At 73.5% G+C, this 24,089-nt stretch carries 25 protein-coding genes and 1 riboswitch; of the genes, 12 read left to right on the top strand and 13 right to left on the bottom strand.

Features of this window, described 5'->3' with window-relative positions; translation table 11 throughout:
* Positions 1-170 precede the first annotated feature (170 nt).
* Together ACFXGN_RS21075 and ACFXGN_RS21070 are read right to left on the bottom strand one after the other, a co-directional pair.
* Positions 171-1,478, bottom strand: a complete 1,308-nt coding sequence (locus ACFXGN_RS21075) for a metallophosphoesterase (protein ID WP_384861254.1) — start codon at positions 1,476-1,478, stop codon at positions 171-173.
* Between the two features lie 38 nt (positions 1,479-1,516).
* On the bottom strand, positions 1,517-1,762 hold the full coding sequence (locus ACFXGN_RS21070; RefSeq protein WP_384861251.1) for an SCO4848 family membrane protein: 246 nt from the start codon (positions 1,760-1,762) through the stop codon (positions 1,517-1,519).
* A 109-nt stretch (positions 1,763-1,871) separates the two neighbouring features.
* Here ACFXGN_RS21070 and ACFXGN_RS21065 point away from each other — a divergent pair, with 109 nt between their 5' ends.
* On the top strand, positions 1,872-3,137 hold the full coding sequence (locus ACFXGN_RS21065) for a D-alanyl-D-alanine carboxypeptidase family protein (protein WP_384861248.1): 1,266 nt from the start codon (positions 1,872-1,874) through the stop codon (positions 3,135-3,137).
* On the opposite strand, the gene ACFXGN_RS21060 is transcribed toward ACFXGN_RS21065, so the two are convergent.
* Positions 3,061-3,969: a YihY/virulence factor BrkB family protein gene (locus ACFXGN_RS21060; protein ID WP_384861246.1), complete on the bottom strand. Its 909-nt coding sequence runs from the start codon at positions 3,967-3,969 to the stop codon at positions 3,061-3,063. The two genes, ACFXGN_RS21065 and ACFXGN_RS21060, sit on opposite strands and share 77 nt — an antisense overlap.
* Positions 3,970-4,423: 454 nt before the next feature.
* Between ACFXGN_RS21060 and ACFXGN_RS21055 the strand changes: the two genes are divergently transcribed.
* Positions 4,424-5,179, top strand: coding sequence for a decaprenylphospho-beta-D-erythro-pentofuranosid-2-ulose 2-reductase (locus tag ACFXGN_RS21055; protein WP_384861243.1), 756 nt, complete (start codon positions 4,424-4,426; stop codon positions 5,177-5,179).
* A gap of 154 nt (positions 5,180-5,333) precedes the next feature.
* On the opposite strand, the gene ACFXGN_RS21050 is transcribed toward ACFXGN_RS21055, so the two are convergent.
* The 3 genes from ACFXGN_RS21050 to glyA all read right to left on the bottom strand — a co-directional run bounded on the left by ACFXGN_RS21050 (position 5,334) and on the right by glyA (position 8,565).
* Complete coding sequence (locus ACFXGN_RS21050; protein WP_384861240.1) at positions 5,334-5,930, bottom strand: 2'-5' RNA ligase family protein; 597 nt, start codon at positions 5,928-5,930, stop codon at positions 5,334-5,336.
* A 111-nt stretch (positions 5,931-6,041) separates the two neighbouring features.
* The gene (gene trpS / locus ACFXGN_RS21045) at positions 6,042-7,055 is read right to left on the bottom strand and encodes a tryptophan--tRNA ligase (protein WP_384861237.1); all 1,014 of its coding nucleotides are present in this window, start codon (positions 7,053-7,055) and stop codon (positions 6,042-6,044) included.
* 244 nt (positions 7,056-7,299) lie between these two features.
* Positions 7,300-8,565, bottom strand: a complete 1,266-nt coding sequence (gene glyA / locus ACFXGN_RS21040) for a serine hydroxymethyltransferase (protein WP_384861235.1) — start codon at positions 8,563-8,565, stop codon at positions 7,300-7,302.
* 69 nt (positions 8,566-8,634) lie between these two features.
* Positions 8,635-8,724, bottom strand: a riboswitch (ZMP/ZTP riboswitch).
* A 123-nt stretch (positions 8,725-8,847) separates the two neighbouring features.
* On the opposite strand from glyA, the gene rocD reads away from it, so the two are divergent.
* Together rocD and ACFXGN_RS21030 are read left to right on the top strand one after the other, a co-directional pair.
* Entirely contained in the window at positions 8,848-10,056 is a 1,209-nt protein-coding gene (gene rocD / locus ACFXGN_RS21035) for an ornithine--oxo-acid transaminase (RefSeq protein WP_384861233.1), read from the top strand.
* A gap of 319 nt (positions 10,057-10,375) precedes the next feature.
* Positions 10,376-11,068: a polysaccharide deacetylase family protein gene (locus tag ACFXGN_RS21030; protein WP_384861231.1), complete on the top strand. Its 693-nt coding sequence runs from the start codon at positions 10,376-10,378 to the stop codon at positions 11,066-11,068.
* 153 nt (positions 11,069-11,221) lie between these two features.
* On the opposite strand, the gene ACFXGN_RS21025 is transcribed toward ACFXGN_RS21030, so the two are convergent.
* Complete coding sequence (locus tag ACFXGN_RS21025; RefSeq protein ID WP_384861228.1) at positions 11,222-12,406, bottom strand: glutathionylspermidine synthase family protein; 1,185 nt, start codon at positions 12,404-12,406, stop codon at positions 11,222-11,224.
* Positions 12,407-12,419: 13 nt separating this feature from the next.
* Positions 12,420-12,716 carry a hypothetical protein gene (locus ACFXGN_RS21020; protein ID WP_384861225.1) on the bottom strand — a complete coding sequence of 99 codons (297 nt, stop codon included), beginning with the start codon at positions 12,714-12,716 and terminating at the stop codon, positions 12,420-12,422.
* 585 nt (positions 12,717-13,301) lie between these two features.
* Between ACFXGN_RS21020 and ACFXGN_RS21015 the strand changes: the two genes are divergently transcribed.
* Positions 13,302-14,186, top strand: coding sequence for a hypothetical protein (locus ACFXGN_RS21015; protein ID WP_384861222.1), 885 nt, complete (start codon positions 13,302-13,304; stop codon positions 14,184-14,186).
* 315 nt (positions 14,187-14,501) lie between these two features.
* Here ACFXGN_RS21015 and ACFXGN_RS21010 read toward each other — a convergent pair whose 3' ends face one another.
* The gene (locus ACFXGN_RS21010; RefSeq protein ID WP_384861220.1) at positions 14,502-15,011 is read right to left on the bottom strand and encodes a GNAT family N-acetyltransferase; all 510 of its coding nucleotides are present in this window, start codon (positions 15,009-15,011) and stop codon (positions 14,502-14,504) included.
* Between the two features lie 223 nt (positions 15,012-15,234).
* Between ACFXGN_RS21010 and ACFXGN_RS21005 the strand changes: the two genes are divergently transcribed.
* The 3 genes from ACFXGN_RS21005 to ACFXGN_RS20995 all read left to right on the top strand — a co-directional run bounded on the left by ACFXGN_RS21005 (position 15,235) and on the right by ACFXGN_RS20995 (position 17,111).
* The gene (locus ACFXGN_RS21005; protein ID WP_384861217.1) at positions 15,235-15,738 is read left to right on the top strand and encodes a GNAT family N-acetyltransferase; all 504 of its coding nucleotides are present in this window, start codon (positions 15,235-15,237) and stop codon (positions 15,736-15,738) included.
* Between the two features lie 216 nt (positions 15,739-15,954).
* Complete coding sequence (locus tag ACFXGN_RS21000; protein WP_384861215.1) at positions 15,955-16,758, top strand: hypothetical protein; 804 nt, start codon at positions 15,955-15,957, stop codon at positions 16,756-16,758.
* Positions 16,759-16,850: 92 nt separating this feature from the next.
* Positions 16,851-17,111, top strand: coding sequence for a hypothetical protein (locus ACFXGN_RS20995; RefSeq protein ID WP_384861213.1), 261 nt, complete (start codon positions 16,851-16,853; stop codon positions 17,109-17,111).
* A 3-nt stretch (positions 17,112-17,114) separates the two neighbouring features.
* Here the strand turns inward: ACFXGN_RS20995 and ACFXGN_RS20990 are convergent, their stop codons facing one another.
* Complete coding sequence (locus ACFXGN_RS20990) at positions 17,115-17,663, bottom strand: hypothetical protein (protein ID WP_384861211.1); 549 nt, start codon at positions 17,661-17,663, stop codon at positions 17,115-17,117.
* 147 nt (positions 17,664-17,810) lie between these two features.
* Entirely contained in the window at positions 17,811-18,917 is a 1,107-nt protein-coding gene (locus ACFXGN_RS20985; RefSeq protein WP_384861209.1) for a helix-turn-helix domain-containing protein, read from the bottom strand.
* 184 nt (positions 18,918-19,101) lie between these two features.
* On the opposite strand from ACFXGN_RS20985, the gene ACFXGN_RS20980 reads away from it, so the two are divergent.
* Positions 19,102-19,290 carry a hypothetical protein gene (locus ACFXGN_RS20980; RefSeq protein ID WP_384861207.1) on the top strand — a complete coding sequence of 63 codons (189 nt, stop codon included), beginning with the start codon at positions 19,102-19,104 and terminating at the stop codon, positions 19,288-19,290.
* Between the two features lie 43 nt (positions 19,291-19,333).
* Positions 19,334-19,810 carry a hypothetical protein gene (locus ACFXGN_RS20975; protein ID WP_384861205.1) on the top strand — a complete coding sequence of 159 codons (477 nt, stop codon included), beginning with the start codon at positions 19,334-19,336 and terminating at the stop codon, positions 19,808-19,810.
* Between the two features lie 131 nt (positions 19,811-19,941).
* Here ACFXGN_RS20975 and ACFXGN_RS20970 read toward each other — a convergent pair whose 3' ends face one another.
* Positions 19,942-21,603: a PLP-dependent aminotransferase family protein gene (locus tag ACFXGN_RS20970; protein ID WP_384861202.1), complete on the bottom strand. Its 1,662-nt coding sequence runs from the start codon at positions 21,601-21,603 to the stop codon at positions 19,942-19,944.
* A 46-nt stretch (positions 21,604-21,649) separates the two neighbouring features.
* On the opposite strand from ACFXGN_RS20970, the gene ACFXGN_RS20965 reads away from it, so the two are divergent.
* Together ACFXGN_RS20965 and ACFXGN_RS20960 are read left to right on the top strand one after the other, a co-directional pair.
* A complete protein-coding gene (locus ACFXGN_RS20965) occupies positions 21,650-22,180 on the top strand; it encodes a carboxymuconolactone decarboxylase family protein (RefSeq protein WP_384861199.1) in 531 nt (176 codons plus the stop codon).
* A complete protein-coding gene (locus ACFXGN_RS20960) occupies positions 22,177-22,920 on the top strand; it encodes an isocitrate lyase/phosphoenolpyruvate mutase family protein (RefSeq protein WP_384861196.1) in 744 nt (247 codons plus the stop codon). The genes ACFXGN_RS20965 and ACFXGN_RS20960 overlap by 4 nt, the downstream gene beginning before the upstream one ends.
* Before the next feature lie 193 nt (positions 22,921-23,113).
* Here the strand turns inward: ACFXGN_RS20960 and ACFXGN_RS20955 are convergent, their stop codons facing one another.
* Complete coding sequence (locus ACFXGN_RS20955; protein ID WP_384861193.1) at positions 23,114-24,088, bottom strand: hypothetical protein; 975 nt, start codon at positions 24,086-24,088, stop codon at positions 23,114-23,116.
* Between the last annotated feature and the right edge of the window lies 1 nt (position 24,089).

Raw genomic sequence — 24,089 nt, 5'->3', positions numbered from 1 at the left:
CCACCCCAGCTGCGACGGCCCCCAGAACGTCGCGATGCAGTCATCCCATCACACCGTTTTCACATCTCAAAGTGAGAACATTCACACCACAGGTATATGTCCGGGAAATGCGAATTTAAGTCGATGAGCAGCACGTATCGGTCTCTGCGCAGGGAGTGACCCTGCCCCGATTAGGCCTGTTTCGAGGCGAGTTGGACGATCGTGATGTCCGAGGGCGCGCCGACCCGGACCGGCGGCCCCCAGGCACCGGCGCCCCGGGACACGTACAGCTGCGTGTCGCCGTAGCGTTCGAGTCCCGCCACCGTCGGATTGGCCAGTTCGGCGATGAAATTGCCGGGCCAGAGCTGGCCGCCGTGGGTGTGGCCGGAGAGCTGGAGGTCCACCCCGTGGCGCACGGCGTCATGGACGACGACCGGCTGGTGCGCCAGGAGCACGGCGGCGCGGGCCCGGTCGCGGTCGCCGAGCGCCTTCGCGAAGTCCGGGCCCTGCCCCTGGCTCTCCCCGGCGATGTCGTCGACGCCCGCCAGGTCGAAACCGGCCGCGATCTCCAGCCGCTCGTTGCGCAGCGGGCGCAGGCCCAGCTCGCGGACGTGGTCGACCCAGGCGTCGGCGCCGGAGAAGTACTCGTGGTTGCCGGTGACGAAGAAGGAGCCGTGGCGGGCGCGGAGCCGGGCGAGCGGCTCGGCGGCGGACCCCAGGTCCGCGACCGTGCCGTCGACGAGGTCGCCGACGACGGCGATCAGATCGGGCTGGGCGGAGTTGACGGCGTCCACGATGCGCTGGGTGTGGGCCCGGCCCAGGATCGGCCCGAGGTGGACGTCGGAGACGACCGCGATCCGGTAGCCGTGGGCGGCGCGCGGCACCTTGGCGAGCGGGACGGTGACCCGCTTGATCCGGGGGCCGCGCAGCACGCCGTACGTGCCGTACCCCACGGTCCCGACCGCGACGGCGGCGGCGGTCCCGCCGACGACCCGGGAGACGAAGAGCCGCCGGGACACCTCGGCGGGCGCCTCCTCCCCGGCGGGGGCGGGCTCGCCCGGCCCGGCGGGAGCGGCGGACGGCGGCTCCGGCGCGGACCCGCCCCCCGGTACGGACACGGGGACCGGCTCGGGCAGGGGCTCCGGTACGGGTGCCGGGGACGGTCCCGCCGTCCGGGCGGCCCGGCGGGCCAGCCAGCCGCGCAGGACGGGGCGGACGGCCTCGCCGACGAGCAGGGCGAGCGTCACGTACAGGAGCAGCGCGGGCCACAGGTAGCCCGGCCAGGCGACGGCCTGCTGGAGCGGGAACGGCGCTCCGAGCCGGGAGCTCGCCATGGCCGCGACGAAGAGCAGCGGGAGCACCACGGCGGCGGCGGTGCCCAGGCGGCGCGGCAGCCCGCCGGGCTCCGTGACGTCGCGCACCAGGCGCTGCCACACGTACCGGTGGACCGCCACGAGCAGCGCGACCACCACGATCAGGACCAGCAGGAAGACGACCACGCCCCGTAACCCCCTCTTCTCACCGCTCGCGCGGTGTGTCAGCCGTTCTCGCGGCGCACGGCACGCACCCCACGCAACCCGAGCACCCCGATCACCGTCCCCAGGACAAAGGACGTGACGGCGAGCAGCAGATGAACCCAGAAGTAGGCGGTCGGATCGCCCGCGTCGTCGAAGGCGAGACCGCTCCCGTCACTCCAGAGGTTCTTGACGAAAGTGATCCAGATGAACCAGCTCCACACGCCGAACGCGAGCAGGAACCAGGAGACGCGACGGCTGAGCTTCATGGTGCCAGTATCGCCGGGGGCCTCCGGTGGGTCGCGTCCGGGTGGACGGGGGTGGGCGAACCGCCAGCCGGGGTTCGGATCGTTCTCGCGTACCTGTACGTTCTCGACCGTGTCCGCATCGAAGAAGACCGCTCTGGCGGTCGCCGCCGCTCTGCTCCTGCCCCTCGTCACCGCCGTGCCCGCGCACGCGGAGCCGAAGGACGCCAAGGACAAGCAGCCCAGGCCCCCCGCCGCGATGTCCTCGCTCGGCGGCGCCCTGCTCGGCGTCCCCGGGACGCAGGTGAGGCTGGGCCCCGGCGCGCCCGTGCTGCCCAAGGAGCTGTCCGGGCGCTCGTGGGTCGTCGCCGACGCGGAGAACGGCGACATCCTCGCCTCGCACAACGCGCACTGGCCGCTGGCCCCCGCGTCCACCCTGAAGATGCTCTTCGCGGACACCGTCCTGCCCAAGTTCCCCAAGACGCAGAAGCACCTGGTCACCACCGAGGACCTGGCCGGCATGGGCGTGGGCTCCAGCCTGGTCGGCATCAAGGAGAAGCAGACCTACAGCGTCCACGACCTGTGGCTCGGCGTCTTCCTGCGCTCCGGCAACGACGCCGTCCACGTCCTCACCGGCATGAACGGCGGTGTGCGGCAGACCGTGAAGGAGATGAACGACCACGCCGCCGAGCTGCAGGCGCTCGACACGCACGTGGTCTCCCCGGACGGCTACGACGCCCCCGGCCAGGTCTCCTCCGCGTACGACCTGACGCTCATCGCCCGCAACGGGATGCAGAAGGCGGACTTCCGCGAGTACGCCGCCACTCCCCGCGCCGCCTTCCCCGGCGAGCAGAAGCCGGGCAAGAAGCGCGAGACCTTCGAGATCCAGAACACCAACCGGCTGCTCACCGGCGATCTGAGCGTCGCCCCCTACCAGGGCATCGCCGGGGTCAAGAACGGCAACACCACCCACGCGGGCGCCACCTTCACCGGTGTCGCCGAGCGCAACGGCCGGGTCCTGCTCGTCACCGTCATGAACCCCTCCTCCAAGGAGCAGCACGCGGTCTACCGGGAGGCCGCCCGGCTCCTCGACTGGGGCTTCGCCGCCTCCGGCAAGGTGACCCCGGTCGGCGAACTGGTGCCGCCGAGGTCCGCCCGTACCGCGACCACCGCCCCCGACGAACCCGCCGCGCCCGCCCCCGGCAAGAACGCGCCCGAGGGGACCGTCCGCGCGGCGGCGGCGGAGCACTCGGGCGGCATGGGGATCGCGCTCGGGATCGCGGGCGGGGTCCTCGTCCTCCTCGCCGGTGGTGTCTTCCTCGTCAACCGCCGCTGGCCGCTGGCCGGGGCGGCGGGGCGGCGGCGCCGTGCGCAGCCGGACCCCGACGTGAATCCGTAGCCGTCCACGCCGCGCAGAACAGCAGGAGCTTCGCGGTGAGGTTGATCCACAGCAGCAGGGCGACCGGCACGCCGAACGCCCCGTACATCGACTTCGCCGCGACGCCCTTCATATAGCCGCCGAGCAGCAGTTTCAGCAGTTCGAACCCGACCGCCCCCATCAGCGCCGCCTGCACCAGGACGCGGCGGGGCGGCTGCACCCCGGGCAGCAGCGTCAGCACGTACAGCAGGATCAGGAAGTCGGCGACGACCCCGACCAGCACCGCCGCCGCCTGGAGGGCGACCCCGCCCGCGCCGCCGCCGGAGATCCCGATCCGGTCGGCGGTCCAGCCGACGGCGGTGGAGCCCAGCCAGGACGCGGCGAGCGAGGCGAGGGCGACCCCGCCGAGTCCGATGAGGATCAGCCCGTCCTTGGCCTTCAGCAGGAAGGGGTTGCCCTCGACGGCGTCGAGGCCCCACACCGCGCGCAGGCACTCCCGCATGGAGCCGATCCAGCTGATGCCGGTGACCAGCAGGACCGCGCCCGCGACGAGTCCGACGGTGCCCGCGTTGTCGACCAGACCCCCGATGTCGAGCTGGTCGGAGATGCCGGGGACCTGGTCGGTGAGCTTCTGTTCGATCCGGTCGAGCTGGTCCTTCGACAGCAGCGCGGCGCCGATCGCGGCGGCGACCGTGATCAGCGGGAAGAGGGCCAGGAACGAGAGGAAGGTGATCGCCGCGGCGAGCCTGCTCCAGTGCGCCCCGTCGAGCGTCTCGTACGAGCGCCAGGCGTGGGTGCGCAGGAAGCGGGCGACCCACGGTCCGACGACGGGGAGTTTGGTCAGCCAGTCCATGTCCTCATCCCTCTCCCCCCGGTCCGCGCCCACTCCTGGCGGGGCCGCTCCAGGATCTCCCGCCGGGGCGCACCGGCCCACGAGCGACATTCCGAACGGCGGTCATTCCGGACGGCAGTCATTCCGTACGGCGGTCATTCCGTACGGCGGTCATTCCGTACGGCGGTGTCCCGCGCCATCGCGGTCCGTCCGGGGCCGGAGGCGGGACCGGGGCCAAGGCCGGGGCCGGGGCCGGGGCCGGGTGGCGGCCGGGTGGCGGCCGGGTGGCGGCCGGGTGGCGGCCGGTGTTCTCAGCCGACTCTCCTCTCATCACCCATTTCGACGAACCGCCCATCAATACCGGCATAACCGACATGCCCGGCTATACGGTCACTCCCATGGCTGTCGCCTCGCTCTCCGAGGCCGTCGCCCCGTCCTCCGGGGCGGCGCGACCACCAGCCCCCCAGGAGTTCCCGTGAAGGACGCCTTCGGTGCCCCGCAGTCCCTGCTCGTCCTCGGCGGCACGTCCGAGATCGGTCTCGCGACCGCCCGCAGGCTGATCGCCCGCCGCACCCGTACCGTCTGGCTGGCCGGACGGCCCTCCCCCGCGCTGGCCGCCGCCGCGGAGTCGCTGCGGGCGCTCGGCGCGGACGTGCGGACGGTGCCCTTCGACGCGCTCGACCCCGAGTCGCACGAGGAGCGGCTCGGCAAGATCTTCACGGAGGGCGACATCGACATGGTGCTGCTCGCCTTCGGGGTCCTCGGCGACCAGGCGCGGGACGAGTCCGATCCGGTCGCGGCGGTCCGGGTCGCCCTGACCAACTACACGGGCGCCGTCTCGGCGGGCCTGGTGTGCGCGGGCGCGCTCCAGGCGCAGGGGCACGGTTCGCTGGTGGTGCTGTCCTCGGTGGCGGGCGAGCGGGCCCGGCGCGCCGACTTCATCTACGGCTCGTCGAAGGCGGGTCTGGACGCCTTCGCGCAGGGCCTCGGGGACGCGCTGCACGGCACGGGGGTGCGCGTGATGGTCGTACGGCCCGGGTTCGTGCGGTCGAGGATGACGGCGGGGCGGGCCGAGGAGCCGTTCGCCACCACTCCGGAGGCGGTCGCGACCGCGATCGAGCTGGGGCTGCGGCGGCGCTCGGAGACGGTGTGGGTGCCGGGGGTGCTGCGGATGGTGATGGCGGCGGTCCGGCACGTGCCCCGGCCGCTCTTCCGGCGCCTGCCGGTCTGAGACCGCCCGCCGGTCCGGGACCGTGCGCCGGTCCGGACCGTGCCGCGGCGGTCGGAGTACGTCCGCCGGTCCCGGGCCGTGCGGCGGTTCTGCGGACGGGCCGGTTCCGGAGGCGGGCGGGCCGGTTCCGGGGCGTCCGGGGCCGTCCGCCGGGTCAGGGCCTCGGGGTCGCGGACGGGGTGTCGACGGGGCTGCCGCCCTGCGCCGGGACGGCGGAGATCGGGCGACCGCTGCCGAACTCGTAGTCGTACAGCTTCCGCCACACCCCGTCCGGCCCCTGCTCGTACAGCGCGAAGGAACGGCAGGTCCAGGCCGCCTCGAAGCCGGCGAGCTCCGCGAACGCCCGGTCCATCCCCTCCTCGGAGATGCCGTGCGCCACGGTGACGTGCGGGTGGTACGGGAACTGGAGCTCGCGCACCAGCGGCCCCGCCTCGTCCCGGATGCGGTGCTGGAGCCGGTCGCAGAGGGGCACGCCCTCCCGGAGCTTCACGAAGACGACCGGCGACAGCGGCCGGAACGTGCCGGTGCCCTCCAGCCGGACCGGGAAGGGCCGGCAGTCCGCCGCGACCCCGGCGAGGTGCGCCTCGATCTCCGGCAGCCGCTCCTCCGCGACCTCGGTCGGCGGGACCAGCGTGACGTGCGTGGGGATGGCGTGCGCGGCCGGGTCCCCGAAGCCGGCGCGCCGCTCCTGGAGCAGGCTGCCGTAGGGCTCCGGGACCGCGATCGAAACGCCGAGCGTTACGGTCCCCACGTCGTTCTCCTCCGGTGTCGGTCGTTGTCGGTCGGCTCGTGCCGGGTGGTGCAGCGCCAGTGTGCGGCCTGCACCACCCTTTCGGCCAGGGGCCCCGGTCTCCGGTGCCGCTCAGTGCTTGGCGGGCAGGAAACCGATCCGGTCGTACGTCTGGGCCAGCGTCTCGGCGGCGACCGCGCGGGCCTTCTCGGCGCCCTTGGCCAGGATCGAGTCCAGCGTCTCGGGGTCGTCCAGGTATTCCTGGGTGCGGGTCCGGAACGGCGTGACGAAGTCCACCATGACCTCGGCCAGATCCGTCTTCAGCGCGCCGTACATCTTGCCCTCGTAGCTCTTCTCCAGGTCGGCGACGGCCGTCCCGGTGAGGGTGGACAGGATGCCGAGGAGGTTGGAGACGCCGGCCTTGTGCTCGGGGTCGAACCGGATCACCGTCTCGGTGTCGGTGACCGCGCTCTTGACCTTCTTCGCGGTGGTCTTCGGGTCGTCCAGGAGGTTGATGAGGCCCTTCGGCGTGGACGCCGACTTGCTCATCTTGATCGTCGGGTCCTGGAGGTCGTAGATCTTCGCCGTCTCCTTGAGGATGTACGGCGAGGGGATCGTGAACGTCTCTCCGAAGCGTCCGTTGAAGCGCTCCGCGAGGTCCCGGGTCAGCTCGATGTGCTGGCGCTGGTCCTCGCCGACCGGGACCTGGTGGGCCTGGTAGAGCAGGATGTCCGCGACCTGGAGGACCGGGTAGGTGAAGAGGCCGACGGTGGCGCGGTCGGCGCCCTGCTTGGCGGACTTGTCCTTGAACTGGGTCATGCGGGAGGCCTCGCCGAAGCCGGTGAGGCAGTTCATGACCCAGCCGAGCTGGGCGTGCTCGGGGACGTGGCTCTGGACGAAGAGGGTGCAGCGCTCGGGGTCCAGACCGGCGGCGAGCAGCTGGGCGGCGGCGAGCCGGGTGTTGGCGCGCAGCGCGGCCGGATCCTGCGGGACGGTGATCGCGTGCAGGTCGACGACCATGTAGAACGCGTCGTGGGTCTCCTGGAGGTCGACCCACTGGCGGACGGCGCCGAGGTAGTTGCCGAGGTGGAACGAGCCGGCGGTGGGCTGGATTCCGGAGAGCACACGAGGACTGTCAGAGGCCATGCGGGCCATTCTCTCAGGTGCGGGAAGTGATCCCCGACTGGCTCCGCGCCGCGCCCGCCGCGCCCACCGGTCTCGCGGGACCGGACGGGGGCGGGGAGCGTGCCGGGCCGGGGCGGGGACAGTGCCGGGCCGGGCCCGGACGGGCCCGCGCGGCCCGGTGGCGGGCCTGGCCGCGCGGGTCGGTGGCGGGCCTGGCCGCGCGGGTCGGTGGCGGGCCTGGCCGCGCGGGTCGGTGGTGGGCCGGTCAGACCGGGAGGCCGGGCGCCGGGTGGTGGGACATCAGGTCGGCGACCTCGGCGCGGACGGCGGTGAGGGTCTCCTCGTCGCCGGTCCCGGCGGCCTCGACCGCGCGGTCGATCCAGTCGGCGACGGCGGTCATGTGCTCCGTGCCGAGGCCCCGGGAGGTGAGCGCCGGGGTGCCGACGCGGATGCCGGAGGGGTCGAAGGGCTTCCGGGTGTCGTACGGGACCGTGTTGTGGTTCACGACGATCCCGGCCCGGTCGAGGGCCCGCGCGGCGGTCCTGCCGGGGACGTCCCGGCCGGTGAGGTCGATCAGGATCAGATGGTTGTCGGTGCCGCCGGAGACCAGGTCGAAGCCCCGGGCGAGGAGCGCTCCGGCGAGGGCGCGGGCGTTGGCGACGACCGCGTGGGCGTAGTCGCGGAAGCCGGGCCCGGACGCCTCGCGCAGGGCGACGGCGATGGCGGCGGTGGTCTGGTTGTGCGGGCCGCCCTGGAGGCCGGGGAAGACCGCCTTGTCGAGGGCCCTGGCGTGCTCCTCGCCGGACATGAGGAGGGCGCCGCGCGGGCCGCGCAGGGTCTTGTGGGTGGTCGTGGAGATCACGTCGGCGTGTCCGACGGGGGAGGGGTGGGCGCCGCCCGCGACGAGCCCGGCGATGTGCGCGATGTCGGCGACGAGGACGGCGCCCGCCTCGCGGGCGATCTCCCCGAAGGCGGCGAAGTCGACGGTGCGGGGCAGCGCGGTGCCGCCGCAGAAGATCACCTTGGGGCGTTCGCGCAGGGCGAGGTCGCGGACCTCGTCGAGGTCGACGCGCCCGGTGTCGCGGCGGACGCCGTACTGGACGCCGCGGAACCAGCGGCCGGTGACGGAGACGCCCCAGCCGTGGGTGAGGTGGCCGCCCATGGGCAGGGCCATGCCCATGACGGTGTCGCCGGGCTCGGCGAAGGCCAGGTGGACGGCGAGGTTGGCCGGGGACCCGGAGTAGGGCTGGACGTTGGCGTGGGCGACGCCGAAGAGGGCCTTGGCCCGTTCGACGGCGAGGGTCTCGATCAGGTCGATGTTCTGCTGGCCCTCGTAGTAGCGGCGTCCGGGGTAGCCCTCGCTGTACTTGTTCTGGAGGACGGTGCCGGAGGCTTCGAGGACGGCGGCGGAGGCGTAGTTCTCGCTGGGGATGAGACGGAGGGTCTCTGCCTGGAGCCGTTCCTCGGCGCCGACGAGGGCGGCGAGCTCGGGGTCGGCGGCGGTGAGTGCGGGGTGCTGCGGAGCGGTCACGGTGGTGTCCTCCGGGCTGCGGGGGTCCCGGGGACGCGTGCGGGGCGCGGCGCCACCGGGACATCGGTCCCGTGACGCCCAGGCGGGCGGCGTCCGTGTGGTCTGCCGCGCACGGCTCCCCCGGGGTCGCTTCCCCGTACGCCAGTCGCCGTGCGTGTTTTCAGCGTAGCGGGCGCGCCGCGCGCGAGGTTTCCCCGTCCGGCATCCGAGCGACGATAGAAACAGGGGCCACACCCCCTCGTCGGGGGTCGTCCCCCGGGCCGCAGGACGAACGGAGATCCCGTGTCGGGCACACAAGACGCGATCGCTTCCGCGGAGGCGCACAGCGCTCACAACTACCATCCCCTGCCGGTCGTCGTCGCGACGGCGGACGGCGCCTGGCTGACCGATGTCGAGGGGCGCCGCTACCTCGACATGCTGGCCGGTTACTCGGCGCTGAACTTCGGGCACGGCAACCGGCGTCTGATCGACGCGGCGAAGGCCCAGCTCGACCGGGTGACGCTGACCTCGCGCGCCTTCCACCACGACCGCTTCGCCGACTTCTGCGCCGGGCTCGCCGAGCTCTGCGGCAAGGAGGCGGTGCTGCCGATGAACACGGGCGCGGAGGCCGTGGAGACGGCCGTGAAGACCGCCCGGAAGTGGGGGTACGAGGTGAAGGGCGTGCCGGACGGGCACGCGAAGATCGTGGTCGCGGCGAACAACTTCCACGGCCGGACGACGACGGTGATCAGCTTCTCCTCGGACCACGAGGCGCGGGACCACTTCGGGCCGTACACGCCGGGGTTCGAGATCGTGCCGTACGGGGACCTGACGGCGATGGAGGCGGCGGTCACCGAGAACACGGTGGCGGTGCTGCTCGAACCGATCCAGGGCGAGGCGGGGGTGCTGGTGCCGCCCGCGGGCTATCTGGCGGGGGTGCGGGAGCTGACGCTCCGGCGGAACGTGCTGTTCATGGCGGACGAGATCCAGACGGGTCTGGGCCGGACGGGCCGGACGTTCGCGTGCGAGCACGAGGGCGTGGTGCCGGACGTGTACATCCTGGGGAAGGCGCTGGGCGGCGGTGTGGTGCCGGTGTCCGCGGTGGTCGCGGACCGGTCGGTGCTCGGGGTGTTCCGGCCGGGCGAGCACGGGTCGACGTTCGGCGGGAACCCGCTGGCCTGCGCGGTGGCCCTGGAGGTGATCGCGATGCTGCGGACCGGCGAGTACCAGGAGCGGGCGGCGGAGCTGGGCGAGCACCTGCACGCGGAGCTGGGGCTGCTCCTGGGCGACGGGGCGGTGGAGGCGGTGCGCGGGCGCGGACTGTGGGCCGGGGTGGACATCGCGCCGTCGCGGGGCACCGGCCGGGAGATCTCGGAGCGGCTGATGGAGCGGGGCGTCCTGGTGAAGGACACCCATGGCTCGACGATCCGGATCGCGCCACCGCTGGTCATCTCGAAGGAGGACCTGGATTGGGGTCTGGAGCAGTTGCGGGAGGTGCTGTCGGAGGGCTGAGGAGGACCGGGGGCGGGGGCGACTCACGGCCGGGGCGGCGCACGGTGGGTGCGGCGGGCCCGGCCGGGGGCGGGGGCCGGGGTGCGCCCGGTGCGGGGCGTGCCTGGTGGGCGGGGCGTGCCCGGCCCGGAGGCCGGGGCGGGGCGTCGGCGGGGTCGTACGGAGGGGGGAGCGGACCGTACGGCCGACCGGGACGGAGGGTTCGGCGTACGGCCGGGGGCCGGGGCCGGGCCACCGGCGCGGGGCGTGGCGCACGGCGTGACTTTCTGGCCAACTCGGGCCATTGACACGACAGTTGGTCTAGGCCAATGATGCGGCCATGCCGAGACTCCGTCTGCGTCACGCCGTGCGTGCCGCGCTCGCCGCCCTCGTCCCGCTCGCGCTCGTCGGCGCGGTCGCGGGACCCGTGCACGCCGCTCCGGCGGCCTGGCCCGCGCCCGTCCCGGTGGTGTCGCACGTCGACACCACCGACCCGGTCGTCTTCATCACCATCGACGACGGCTGGTTCCACGACCCCGCCGCGGCGAAGCTGCTGCTCGACCGCCGGGTGCCCGCCTCGCTGTTCCTGCTGCCCGGGGCCTACTCGTACGACTCCGGCTACTTCCACACCCTGCTCAACCACGGGCCCTCCCGGGTCGAGAACCACACGGTCAGCCACCCGGACCTGACGACGCTGGACGCCGCCGGGCAGAAGGCGGAGTTCTGCGGGGCGCGCGACCAGCACCTCGCCCAGTTCGGCGACGGGCCCCGGCTGGTGCGCCCGCCGTACGGGGTGTACGACGCGACCACCCGGACCGCCGCCCGCGCCTGCGGGGCGAAGGCACTGGTGACCTGGACGTACGACCTCACGACCTGGGGCCAGTGGACCCCGCCCACGCCCACCCTGAAGGCGGGCGACATCATCCTGCTGCACTTCAACGAGACCCTGGAGCAGGACCTGCGGCGCGCCCTGGCCGCGGCCGAGGCGGCGGGCCTGAGGCCCGCGCCGCTGCGCGAGTACGTCCCGGAGTAGCGGGGGCGGGGCGGGCGGCGGCCCGGAGCGAGTGGCACCCGGAGCGGCGGGCCGGGCCGTACGGCGTCCCCCGTACGGCGTCCCTCGTACGGCGTCCCCGGGGCGACGGGCGACGGGCGACCATACGGCCCCCGGGCGCGCGGTCGGGGGCCGCTACAGGATCACGTGCGGGACGAAGCGGGCGTACTCGTCGGTGACGGGGCCCGCCGACTCCCGTATCCCGAGCCCCGCCGCCTCGTCGCCGACGATCCACGCGCCGAGCACCACCCGGTTGCCGTCGAAGTCGGGCAGCGGGGCCAGCCCCTGGTAGCAGCAGGGTTCCCCGTGCCGTACGAAGGGCTCCGTACCGGCCTCGTGCAGGGTGACGCCCGCGCCCTCGCGGCCGAGCAGCGGTTTCGCGGCCCAGCCGGTGGTCCGCGCGAGGTCGCGCGGGCCGTCGAGATGGGCGGGGAGCAGGTTGGGGTGGCCCGGGTACAGCTCCCACAGGATCGCCAGGAGCGCCTTGTTGGAGAGCAGCATCTTCCAGGCGGGCTCGATCCAGCAGGTGGTGCCGGTGCCGCCGCCGTTGTCGAGGGTGTCCAGGACGTGCCCGCCGAAGCGGTCGGTGGTCAGCCACTCCCACGGGTAGAGCTTGAAGCAGCTGCGGATGAAGCGGAGCCGGTCGTCCACGAACCGGCGGGAGAGCCGGTCCCAGCCGATGCGCTCCACGGAGAGCGCCTCGGTGGCGAGTCCGGCCTGCTGGGCGGTCTCGCGCAGATAGGCGACCGTCATCAGGTCCTCGCCCAGTTCGTCGCCGTCCGAGTGCGCGAAGTGGACCGGTCCCGGCGGCAGCAGGGACGCCTGACGCTTCCAGGCGTCGACGAGCCGCTCGTGGAGGGAGTTCCACTGGTCGGCGTCGGGGAACCGTTCCTCCATCCAGAACCACTGCGGGCTCGCGGCCTCCACCAGGGAGGTCGGGGTGTCGGCGTTGTACTCCAGCATCTTCGCCGGGCCGGAGCCGTCGTAACGGAGGTCGAACCGGCCGTAGAGGGTGGGGAGTTCGTCCCGTCGCCGCCAGGACTCGGCGACCAGGGAGATCAGCCGGGGGTCGGTCATCCCCAGATCGGCGAAACGGTTCCGCTCGACGATGTGGGCGGCGGCCGTCAGACACATCTCGTGCAGTTCCTCGACGACCTCCTCCAGCGCCTCGACCTCGGACAGGGTGAAGGAGTAGTAGGCGCTCTCGTCCCAGTACGGGCGGAGCGAACCGTCCGGATGGCGGGTCAGCGGATAGACGAGACCCTGCTCCTCCACGATCCGCTGCCAGTCGGGGCGGGGTTCGATGGTGTGCCGTTCCACGGGCCGGGTCCCCTCAGCCGCCGCTGGAACCGGAGCAGCCGAAGCCGCCGGTGTCCACGGCGGTCCGGTCGAAGCTGCCGCCGCTCACCCGGCTGTCGCGGACGGAGCCGCCGTAGTAGTACGAGCCCCGGGAGGTGGAGCCGTTGTCGTCGTCGCTGCCGCCGCCGCTCTCGCACTCGTAGCGCGGCAGTTCCTCCCGGGACAGCGGGTCCACGCACCGCTTGTCCGGTTCCGAACCGCAGGCGGTGATCGTCAACGCGAGCACGCCCATCCCGCCGAGCACCACGGTGCTCGACCTCAGCCTCCGCATGTCCGAACGCCTCCCCTTCACGCGCACGGCCCCCCGGTCGCGCCTGTCGCACCGAGCGGGCCGCCCGTCGCGTCCACGCCTGCCGCGACCGCGCGGTTCCGCGTCCGCCGCGCCCGCGCCTGCCGCGACCGCACAGTGTAGGCCGGTGCTTTCCGGCCGCGTCGCCCAAGGGCCGTCCCGTGATGCCCGGCGGATCGGCGCGGCGGCGGAGGCGGTGCGGTGGCGGAGGCGGTGCGGTGCGGTGGCGGCGGACGCGGTGCGCGGCGAGGCGGAGGGGCGTCCCGGCAGTGGGCCGCACCGGGACGCCCCTCCGCCGACGCGGCGAGGGCCGGTCACTGGTGCCGTACGCCCGCCGGGGATGGCGAGGGTCCGTCGCCGACGCCGTACACACGCCGGGAGTGGCGAGGACCCATCGCCGACGTCGTACACCCGCCAGGAATGGCGAGGACCCGTCACCGACGACGTACACCCGCCAGGAATGGCGAGAGCCCGTCACCGACGCCGTACACCCGCCGGGATGCCAAGGTCCCGTCACCGACGCCGTACGCCCGCCGGGGATCACGGGGCAGCCCTTAGAGTCGTTCCGTGCTCCTCGGGATGATCTGCGCGCTCGCCTCGTCCGTCTGCTTCGGCGCGGCCTCGGTCCTCCAGGCGGTGGCGGCCCGCGCCGCACCGCCGGGAACCGGGAGCGGGGTGGACGTCGCCCTGCTGTGGCGGGCGGTGCGGCAGTGGCGGTACCTCGCCGGGCTCGGCCTGGACGGACTGGGTTTCGTCCTCCAGATCGTGGCGCTGCGGACGCTCCCCATCTACGTGGTCGGGGCGGCGCTCGCGGCGAGCCTGGCGGTCACGGCGGTCCTCTCCTCCCGGGTGCTGCGGGTGCGGCTGAGCCGGGTGGAGTGGACGGCGGTGGCCGTGGTCTGCGCGGGCCTCGCGCTCCTCGCCCTGGCCTCGGGCCCGGAGGGGCACCGGGCCGGTCCGGACGCGCTGGGCTGGGGACTCCTGGCGACGGCCTTCGGGGTGCTGCTGGTCGGCGCGGCGGGCGGGCGGCTGCCGCAGCGGCCCCGGGCCCTGGTCCTCGGTCTGGGAGCGGGCGTCGGCTTCGGGGTGGTGGAGGTAGCGGTCCGGCTGATCGACGGCCCCGACCCGACCGACCCCGCCCTGTACGCGCTGCTGCTCGGCGGCGGTTCCGCGTTCGTGCTGCTGACCTCGGCGCTCCAGCGCGGCGCGGTGACGACGGCCACGGCGGGCATGGTCATCGGCGAGACGATCGGGCCCGCGCTCGTCGGCGTGGCCTGGCTCGGCGACCGCACCCGCGACGGCTGGACCTGGGCGGCGCTCCTCGGCTTCGCGGTGGCCCTCGCGGGCTCCCTGACGCTGGCCCGGTTCGGCGAGGCGCCGGAACCGGCCCCGGAGGGGGGCGGGGCGGAGGCCCCGGAGGGGGAGCGAGGCGGAGGCTCCGGCCGCACGTGACGCGCCGCGCTCCGGTGATCTGCCTCCGCACCTCGGCGGGTTGCTCGTGGGCTGACCGCGCCGCGTCCGTACGGCGTCCGTACCGCGAGAACTACCCATGGCCGGACGCCGGATGTCCGGACGCGCGGAAACTCCCGCCCCTCCGCGAGCGCGTCCGTCCGACCACTGCCCGCCCCTCGGCCAGGAGCGGTCCACAGGCGGGGACAGCACTCGCTGACCGTCCTCATGGACACGCGGCCGGGTCGCCACCCGAAATGTCTCCCTACCGCACGGTCATGAGATGCCCCGGCCTCACGGTCATGGCGTGCCGCGGCCTCACTTCAGATCGGTGCGGGGATCGATGGCCCAGTGGTTGGTCCGCAGGACCCGGTCGGCGAAGGTCACGTCTTCCTCGCCTCGGTGGCTGAAGCCGAGGGACCGGCATATGCCGTTCGACGGAGCGTTCGCCACCGCCGGGAACGCGTGCACGACTCCCCATCGGTCTTCCGCGCGGGCCAGTTCGAGCAACGCGCGGACGGCCAGCTTGCCGAGACCGCGCCCCTGGAACTCCGGCAGCACCATCCAGCCGATCTCGGTCATCCGCCGGCCGTCGGCGTCGTGGGACCACAGGGTCACGGTTCCCGCCACGACCGCCGGTTCGGTCTCGTCGGGAATGATCATCTTGATCCACTGGGTGCCCGCTGCCGCGTTCAGGACATCGCGCTCGACCTTCGCCGCCATCCCTTCGGGAGGGAGCGGGCCGCCGAGGTCAGCCATCATGGCCGGGTCGCACCGCATCCGGACATAGGCTTCGACGTCGCCGGACCCGACATCGCGCAAACGCACTCGCTCACCCTCCTCCGGCATACCTGGCACTCGCCCCCACGATCACACGGCGGTCCCGGACGACGCCAGGCAACCGGGGTCGAACTCGTCGATCGTCCGCACGGAACGGGCGCCGGAGCCCCGTCCCCCTGGACGAAGCCGGGCATGACGAAGGCAGTCCCCGCCGAATGCTCCCGCTGTGGCCGGTGAGGACCGGTGAAGACCGGTGGGGCAGAGTGAGGGCATGACCGCTTACGGGACGATGCCGTTCCATCTGGAGACCGAACGGCTGACGCTGCGGCCGTGGGCCGTATCGGACGCGGAGGAGTTCTGCGCCCTGCTCGCCGAACGCGGCAAGGGGACCCCTGAGGTCGAGCGCATCCGGACGTCCATCGCGGAACTGCTGGGCACGACGGCGACCACGGGGATCGCCCTGCTGCCCGTCCAGCGCCGCGCCGAAGGCGACTTCATCGGCTACTGCGGGCTGATCATCGGCCGCGCCACCCTGGACGAGCCCGAGATCGCGTACGAGCTGTTTCAACGCGTACACGGGAACGGCTACGCCACCGAGGCCGCCTCGGCGGTGCTCGACGCCGCCGCCGCGACCGGACGGAAGCGGCTCTGGTCGACCGTCGGCACATGGAACACGCCCTCGCTGCGCGTCCTGGAGAAGCTCGGCTTCGAACGGGACCGCCTGTCCATGGAGGAGAACGGCGAGGTGGCCTGGCTCACCCGCACCCTGCCGTGAGCCCGCCCCACCACGCTGGGTTCGCCACGGGTACGCGACACCGACACCCGACCGACGCCGCCACCGGGGCTCAAGGGCATGGAACGACCTCGCCCCACTACCCGACTCGGGCGCGGGGCCGGGCCTTTGGTTCGTAGCTTGTGTGCGGCACCTCGGTCGCCGCACCTGACACCATGCACATGCCAGCCCAGAGAGGAGGCGCTATAGCCTCCGCCCGTGACCAAGAACCGCAGGCAGACGGGAGAGCCTGACCTCGACGGGCTCCCTCGTCATCGACAGATCCTGGACGGTACGGACTGGGCATCCCTCGCCACCGCGCGCGGGACGGGCGAGTCCCTGCCGGCGGCATTGGTGGGTCTCCTCGATCCCGACCCGGCCGTCAGGGCGGACGCCGCAGACAAGGCGCTCGGAGAAGTGACCCACCAGAACACCGTCTACGAGGCCACCGTGCCCGTAGCCCTCTACGTCGCGGCCATCCTCGACCAACCCGACATCACAGCAGGTGACTTCGGCCTCGGCACTGCCGTGCCGTCGCGCCGCCCGACCCTCGTGAGACTGCTGGACTGGCTCGGGGACACCGCCTACGACGCGGACGACGAGTGCGTTGCCATCGGCGAGCGCCATCGCGGCGAGCGTTTCCTCCACGAGTACGTGGAGATGCGCGCGTTCCGGGACCTGCGACCGACGGTCTTCTCCGCTGTCCACCCCCTCCTCCGCCACGAGAGCGCGGACACACGTGACGCGGCTCTCGTCGCCGCCATCCCCCTCGCGGAGCACCCCCTTCTCACCGAGCGTCGGGGCGAGCTGATCGATCACGCCCGCCGTCTGCTGGCCACCAGCACTGATCGCCACAACCGAGACCGCGTCTTGGAGGCGCTGACGGCATGGGGCCACGACACCAGCGCCCTGGAGAACGCAGCCGACGTCGCGGCCCGCGAACGTCATGCCCGCCTGAGGGCCGAACACGCCTCCCGGGAAGGCGACTGGACAGGTGGATACAGCGAGGACCCGCCGTTCTGACGCAGGGACCCGCAGCGCCCTGTTCCTCACCGCGTGATTCGGCGCATGAAGGGTCCGGCGGGGAAGCCGACTTCCCCGAGGGAGTCTCGAACATGCCCCACATCCGTGAGGAACCGTGGACCACGTTCCGGGACTGCGGGGTCGAGCCCGCCCCGTCGTACCCCTCGGACGACCCCGGGGAGCACGATCGGGTGACACGGCTCCGGGGCTCCCGCAGGAGGACCCGCACCGACATCGAGAAGGCGTTGGCGCTCGGCATCCCCCTGCGGGGCGGGGTCGTCGCCGTCCGCGAGGGGCAGCGCGTATGGGAAGCCACCCGCGATCTGGTCCCGGCCGACCGGCAGCGCACCTGACGCTCAATCCTTGCGGCGCTTGCGCGGACGGTCCCAGCTGCCCTGCGGCCGGTCCCCGCGACCGGTCGGGACCGCCGCGTCGAACCGGGCCTTGCTGACCACCTCTCGCGCTTCCGGTATGAGCAGGGTCTCGGTCGATCGCCACGGAACGGCCGAGGGCCATCCGACCAGGGGCATGGTCTCGTCGTAGTGCGGCGCGAACCGCGCGGCGAGGACGGTGGGCATCCGGTAGTCCAGGCGTCGGACGCGTTCGAGGAACTCCTCGGGCAGCGGGACGTGGTACGTCTCCAGGTAGTGGGGGAAGTCCTGGCGCCACAGCCACGCGCCGTCGGTCATGAGGGAGGAGCACCCCACGGAGTGCCGGTGGGCCCTGCCGGTAAGGACGTCCCTCGCGGTCTCCAGGACGTCCATCAGATCGTGCCCGGCGTCCAGATAGGCCACCAGGTCCACCTCGTCGGGCTCCCCCACGGGCCGGACGGCGTCGTGTATCGACCCGTTCGGCTGCCCCTCCAGGCTGTCCAACTCGTCGTAGAAACCGAGCAGTCCCAGCACCGCGCCCCCTCCTCGTCCCTCGCGAGGCCACAGCGTAGATGCCTCCGGGGCGGCGTCCGAGGGCCCCGGGCGGCGCCCCCGCCGGTCAATCGCACGGAACGACCTCGCCCCGCTACCCGACTCGGGCGCGGGGCCGGGCCCCGCCTGTCATGCCGACTCGATCTCGGACATCAGCATCCGCAGCGTGAGCGAGTGCTTTTCGGACGGAAGGGCTCCCAGTGCCGAGCGGGCGTGTCCGGTCCCTCCCGCCTTGTCCCCGGATCGGGCAAGCATCAGCCCATGATGCATGTCGAGGTGTGTCGCGAACCGGGGTGCTGTCGCGGGGAGTTCCCGGCGAGCCTCATCCTGCGCTCTGACGGCCGTCGCCTCGTCTCCGAGACGAGCGGCGAGCAAGGAGATGAACACGTTCATTCGCCACCACGGCACCGCGTAGTCGGAGATCTGCGGGTACGGCCGTACCGCGTCGAACACGCGTCGTCCCTGCTGCAACAGGTCTCGGGCAGTCTGATGATCCCCCCGGATGGCTGCGGCATGTGCCTTCCCCATCATCGCGTTCAAGAGCCCGAGCGACGGTTCGTCACTGATCGCCATCGCCTGGTCCGCCAGAAGATCGGCGACCCCGAGCGCCGCGCCCTCGTACCCGAGGGCGATGGCCGCACGCCCCCTCACCCATACGCGCGTCTGATCGTCGCCGGAACGGTCGGCTGCTTCGGCCGCCAACCGGTACCAGTTGACCGCGCGTTCGCCGTCGGCCCCGGGGAAGGTCTTCGCGTAGAGGGTCATGAGTCGGGCACTCACCGACCAGAGCCGCGGCCCTTCGGGCTGCTGCTGGATCACCACCAGTTCACCCGAGATGCGGCGTTGGATGTCCGCCGCGCCGAGACTCATGTACTCCGTGCCGTAGACCTCCAGCTTGCCTTCCCAGTCTTCGACCGTGGGACCGCCGCGAAGCCGTGCGCCGAAGCCCGCGGCCAGGAGATCCGATGCCACGACCGGGGCTATCGCGGTCGCGGCGACGTCAGACAGGAACGTACGACGTTTCATTTCGCTCTCAAGGACAGCTAAGGGGACGTCCAGGACGGCGGACAGGCAGCGGAGGTAGAACCTGCCCGGTTCCACCTTGGAACGCTCCCACCGGCTGATGTACTCCCGATCGATGTTCGTTCGGAACGCCGCGTTGATCTCCCCCGCGAGGCGCCCTTGCGACCATCCTCGGGCCCTACGTAGGTCTGCGATCAAGGCCCCGACACTCATGCCTTCATCTTGCCCCTACCTTTGCCCCCGCTCCGTGGACAACGCGTCTCCGAAAGCGACTTGCCCCTGAGGATGCCCCTAATCAAGCTGTGGCGGCCCGACGACAATCGTCTTGTCACGACGACGTGAGGGACGGTGAGGGATGACCGGCACCGGATGGACGCCAGTTCGCCATGGGTACGCGGTGGACACCAGTAACGGCAGGGTCCGGTACGGCGAGATCGTCCGGACCGACCACGGACTGTTCATACTTCGCCCGCCCGGCGGGGGCGCCGAGTGGCCCGCGTCCCGTCAGTCTCTCCGCGAGCCGGACAACGCCGAGTGGACGGACATCCGCACGCTCATCACGCCCGTTCCGATGGAGCGGGCGTGACAGCGCCCTTACTCGACCCCACCCGCCGAGCGGCGGGGAAGCCGTGACGGGCACGTCGGCGGTGGTACAGCCCGCCTACGTCGCCGAGGTGTACGCGGTGGGGCCCGTCGCCGGGACCTGGCTGCCCACGACGTACAGCCTCGGGCGGTTCGAGACGATCTCCCCCAAGCTCGTGCTGCGCTGGCTCCGGGGCGAGGCCCTGCGGCTCGCGGACCGGCTCGATCCCGACCCCGCGCGGGTGAAGTGGCTTCCGCCTCGCACGTACCGCATGGCTTCACCCGGCCCCAACTGCGCCGAAGAATTACGGAGTTGGTCCGGCAGTAATGACGCGGAGGGACACGCCCGCGAGACTCTGCGGGCCCGTCAGCCGTTCCGCGCGGAGTTCGCGGACCAGGACTGCACCTACGTCCTGAGTGTCTGGCTCAGCACCGCGCACGCCGAGGACGTCCGGGCCCCTCCGCCCCCGGCGGTGCGGCGCGGCGGCACCCTCGCGGCCCCGCCGTATGCGGACGCCACCTGATCTCCCGCCCCCACCACACGGTCCCGGCGTGGCCCTCCCAGGGTGCCCGGGCGAGATCGCGACCGTCGCCCCCGGGCCCGTGCCCGGGGAAGGGCGGCAGGCGGTGCGGGGCCCGCCCCTGGTGGGGGCCGTCAGGGCAGCACCCTCATCAGGGCATCAAGCGCGCCCTGCCACGCGCTGTCCGGTGAGGTCGCGTAGCCGACGACCAGGCCGTCCAGGGTCGGGGGGACCGTGGGGCGGCGGAACTGGCCCACGCCCTGGACCGCCAGACCGTGCCAGGCGGCGGCCCGCAGGGTCGTCTGTTCGGTGCCCTGCGGGAGGGCCAGGACCGCGTGGAGACCGGCCGCGATCCCGCTGACCCGGGTCTCCGGCGAGTGCGCGGCCACCGCCGCCACCAGCCGGTCGCGGCGCCGCCGGTAGTTCAGCCGCGTCCTGCGGACGTGCCGGTCGTACGCCCCGGAGCGGATGAACTCGGCCAGGGCGAGCTGCTCCGGGGCGCTGCCCCCGTCCGTCCCCTTCGCCGCCGTCACCTCGCCCACCAGGCCCTCCGGCAGCACCATCCACGCCAGCCTCAGTCCCGGCGCCAGCGACTTGCTCGCGGTGCCGAGATAGACGACCCGCTCGGGGTCCAGGCCCTGGAGCGCCCCCACCTGCTGCCGGTCGTACCGGAACTCCCCGTCGTAGTCGTCCTCCAGGACGAGACCGCCCGAGGACCGCGCCCAGTCGACCAGCGCCGTGCGCCGGTCCGGTGGCAGCGCGCCGCCCAGCGGGAACTGGTGGGCCGCCGTCATGAGCACCGCCCCGACCGTCCCCGCCTTCCCGTCCGCCAGTTCCTCGACCCGGGTGCCGCGCTCGTCGAACGGCAGGACCGGCGTCCCCAGGCCCGCGCCGGTGAGCAGTCCGGCGTGGAGCCCGAGGCCGTACGACTCGACCGCCACGTCCCGTACGCCCCGGCGCCGCAGCACCTGCCCCAGCAGCGCCAGCCCGTGCACGAACCCCGCGCAGACCACGATCCGTTCGGGCCGGGCGTACACGCCCCGGGCGCGGGCCAGGTACTCGGCGAGGACCGTGCGGAGTTCGGCCCGGCCGCGCGGGTCGCCGTACCCGAAGGCCTCGTTCGGGGCGTCCGTGAGGGCCCGCCGGTACGCCTTCAGCCACTCGGCGCGCGGGAAGGACGCGAGGTCCGGCGTCCCCGCCCGCAGGTCGTACGAGGGGGCCGGCGTCCGGGGCGCGACCGGCGGGGCGGGACGGGCGGCGGCCCCCCGCGCCGGGGCCGGGCGCGGGGCGAGACGGGAGCCTGGGCGGGGCGGGGCCGCCCCCGGACCTCCGCCCGCCCGGCCTCCGACCGCTCCGCCTCCGAGCGCCCCGCCTCCGACTTCCGGCCGGGCCTCTCCCGGACCTCCGCCCGCCCCGCCTCCGACCGCCGTACGTCCGCCCGCCGGACGTCCACCAGCCATACGTGCGGAAGCCGCCCTCCCGGAAGCCGTACGTCCGGGAGCCGTACGTCCGGGCTCCGCGCGGCGGGGTTCCGCGCGGCTCGCGACCCGGGTGCCCGAGCCCTGGCGGGCCGTCAGCCAGCCCTCGGCGACGAGTTCCGCGTACGCGTCGGCCACCGTGTTGCGGGCGATCCCCAGATCGGCGGCGAGCGACCGGGACGACGGCAGCCGCGTCCCCGCCGTCAGGCGCCCGCTCCGGACGGCCTCCCGCAGGGCGTCCACGAGACCGGCGCGCAGCCGTGGGCCGCGTAGCTCCAGATGGAGGTCGGCCCCGAAAGTGGCCCACTCGTTCGCCATGGAAATGGACCATACTCCTGCGCCACCCGGCCCGTACCGTGAAGGCATGACCTCGCACACGGACACCACCGAGACCGCCGGTACCCCCACGCCCGGGAAGGCCGAGTACGCCCACGAGCACGCTCCCCGGCTGCCCTTCGCCGAGCGCGTCCCCGAGTTCTACCGTGCCATGCTCCGCCTGGAGGGGGCCGCGTCGAAGGACATCGACCCGACGCTGTACCACCTGATCAAGATCCGCGCCTCGCAGATCAACCACTGCGCCTTCTGCATCGACATGCACACCAAGGACGCCCTCGCCGACGGCGAGACCGTCCAGCGGATCGTGCAGCTCTCCGCCCTGGAGGAGTCCCGGCACTTCTACACCGAGCGGGAGCTGGCCGCCCTCGAACTCACCGAGGCCGTCACCACCCTGCCCGACGGGCCCGTCCCCGACGACGTCTACGCCCGCGCCGCCGCCCACTTCGACGAGACCGGACTCGCCCGTGTCATCGGCGCGATCGTCGTCATCAACGCCTGGAACCGGATCGCCGTCACCACCCGGCTGGTGCCCGGCCACTACGTGCCGCGCTCGGCGTGACCGGCGCCCCGGACGAGGGGAACCTGCGGGCCCTCCACCGGGACCGGGCCGCCGCCGGGCCGCTGGTGGTGCCGGGCCCCTGGGACGCGGTCAGCGCCCGCGCCTTCGAGACCGCCGGGTTCCCGACGCTCGCCACGCCCAGCGCCGGGATCGCCTCGGCCCTCGGGTACGAGGACGGGCGGACCCCGGCGGCGGAGATGTTCGCGGCCGTGGCCCGGATCGTCCGCGCGGTCTCCGTGCCCGTCACGGCCGATCTGGAAGGCGGTTACGGGCTCTCCCCCGCCGAACTCGTCGAGCGGGTACGGGAGTCGGGCGCCATCGGGATGAACCTGGAGGACACCGGGCCCGACGGTTCCCTCCGGGACCCCGGGGCGCACGCCGACTGGCTCGCGGCGGTACGGGAGGCGGGGCCGGGCCTCTTCCTCAACGCCCGCGTCGACGCCTACGTCCGCCGGGCGCCCGAGCCGCTGGAGGGCGCGATCGACCGCGCCCTGCGCTACGCGGCGGCGGGCGCGGACTGCGTCTATCCGATCCTGGCCCCGGCGGCCGACCTCCCGGCGCTCCGGGCCGCCCTCGGCGACCTGCCCCTCAACGCCCTGGCCCGCCCCGGCGGCCCGTCCTTCGCGGAACTCGGCCGTCTGGGCGCGACCCGGATCACCTTCGGCGACGGTCTGCTCCGGCGCGCGGAGGAGGACCTGTCGGCACGGGCGGCGCGGGTGCGGGACGACGGGGAGATCTGATCCCCCGGGACCGCCGTCCGAAGTCGACGGCCGGGACCGCCGTCCGGAGTCGCCGCCCGGGCCGCCGTCCGGAGTCGACGCCCGGGGCCACCGCCCGGGGCCGCCGTCCGGAGTCGGCGGCCCCTCGGGTCCCCGCCCGCGTCACCCGGGCCGGACGGACCGGGCGAACCGGACGGTCAGGGCGGTCAGGACGTCAGGACGGGCCCGGCGCGAAGAACTCCAGTGCCACCCGCAGGACTTCGCGCTGGTTCGGCCACTCGTCCTCCGGGCCCGCCACCAGGATCGCGTACTGGGTGCCGTCCCCGGCCGTGAAGGCCCGGTCGACCACCTTGCGCCGACTGCCGTCGTCCCGGGTGTACACGTACACCAGCTCGGCCGCGTCGGCCGGGGCGTCCGGGTCCCCGGTGATCCGCTCCAGCCGGATCTCCTGGTAGCCGGGCTTGCTGGTGCGGCTGTCCTCGGAGGTCGCGCGCAGCGCCTCGTACGGGGTCGACCCGCCCTCGGTGACCGCGTAGACCTGGATCAGCCGGGTGCCGTCCGGCGCGGTGTAGAAGACGCTCTGGCCCGACTCGGTGCGGGTCCAGCCCCCGGGGACGGCGAGCGTGAAGCCCTTCGGGTCCTCGACGGCCCCGTAGCCCGGCGGTGGCGTCGCCGTCCCGTCCGTTCCCTCCGGCGTCCCCGGCGTCCCCGTCGGCTCCGTCGGGAAGGGGTCCGTGGACGGGGAGGACTGCTCCGACGACGGGTCCGGCACCGTGGCGGTGCCGGTGACCTGGGAGCCGTCCGCCACCGGGGCGCCCTCGTCACCGCCCCAGATCAGCCGTCCGCCGACGGAGCCCACGACCAGGACGGCCACGACCGCTCCCGCCACGAGGCCGGTCCGCGCGGACGGGCGCCCCGCCGGGGCGTCGGCGGGCCCGGCGGACCGCCACCCGCCCTCCTCCGGCACGTACGCGGGGACGCGACCCGGCCCGTACTCCGGGGCGTACCCGGGAACGGGCGGGGGGACGGCGTGCTCCGGCGCCCGCACCACGAGCGCCTCCGCGCTCCCGGCATCGGGCCCCTCTTCTCCCACGGGACCCGGCGGGCCGCCGTACCGCTCCCAGGACTGGGTCCCGGCGTTCCAGCGGGCGCCCCCGCCGTCCCGCCCGCCTCCCCCGTATCCGCTCATC

The sequence above is a fragment of the Streptomyces sp. NPDC059247 genome (assembly GCF_042754005.1).
Taxonomy (GTDB): Bacteria; Actinomycetota; Actinomycetes; order Streptomycetales; family Streptomycetaceae; genus Streptomyces.
The sequence above is the reverse complement of the archived record's forward strand: the minus strand, read 5'-3'. Positions and strand labels throughout refer to the sequence as shown.

Bases quoted from the DNA above. Each gene is read 5' to 3' on its own strand.
- ACFXGN_RS21070 (WP_384861251.1), bottom strand. From the start codon at position 1,762: ATGAAGCTCAGCCGTCGCGTCTCCTGGTTCCTGCTCGCGTTCGGCGTG.
- ACFXGN_RS21060 (WP_384861246.1), bottom strand. From the start codon at position 3,969: ATGGACTGGCTGACCAAACTCCCCGTCGTCGGACCGTGGGTCGCCCGC.
- trpS (WP_384861237.1), bottom strand. From the start codon at position 7,055: ATGGCCTCTGACAGTCCTCGTGTGCTCTCCGGAATCCAGCCCACCGCC.
- ACFXGN_RS21030 (WP_384861231.1), top strand. From the start codon at position 10,376: ATGCCGAGACTCCGTCTGCGTCACGCCGTGCGTGCCGCGCTCGCCGCC.
- ACFXGN_RS21020 (WP_384861225.1), bottom strand. From the start codon at position 12,716: ATGCGGAGGCTGAGGTCGAGCACCGTGGTGCTCGGCGGGATGGGCGTG.
- ACFXGN_RS21005 (WP_384861217.1), top strand. From the start codon at position 15,235: ATGACCGCTTACGGGACGATGCCGTTCCATCTGGAGACCGAACGGCTG.
- ACFXGN_RS20995 (WP_384861213.1), top strand. From the start codon at position 16,851: ATGCCCCACATCCGTGAGGAACCGTGGACCACGTTCCGGGACTGCGGG.
- ACFXGN_RS20985 (WP_384861209.1), bottom strand. From the start codon at position 18,917: ATGAGTGTCGGGGCCTTGATCGCAGACCTACGTAGGGCCCGAGGATGG.
- ACFXGN_RS20970 (WP_384861202.1), bottom strand. From the start codon at position 21,603: ATGGCGAACGAGTGGGCCACTTTCGGGGCCGACCTCCATCTGGAGCTA.
- ACFXGN_RS20965 (WP_384861199.1), top strand. From the start codon at position 21,650: ATGACCTCGCACACGGACACCACCGAGACCGCCGGTACCCCCACGCCC.
- ACFXGN_RS20955 (WP_384861193.1), bottom strand. From the start codon at position 24,088: ATGAGCGGATACGGGGGAGGCGGGCGGGACGGCGGGGGCGCCCGCTGG.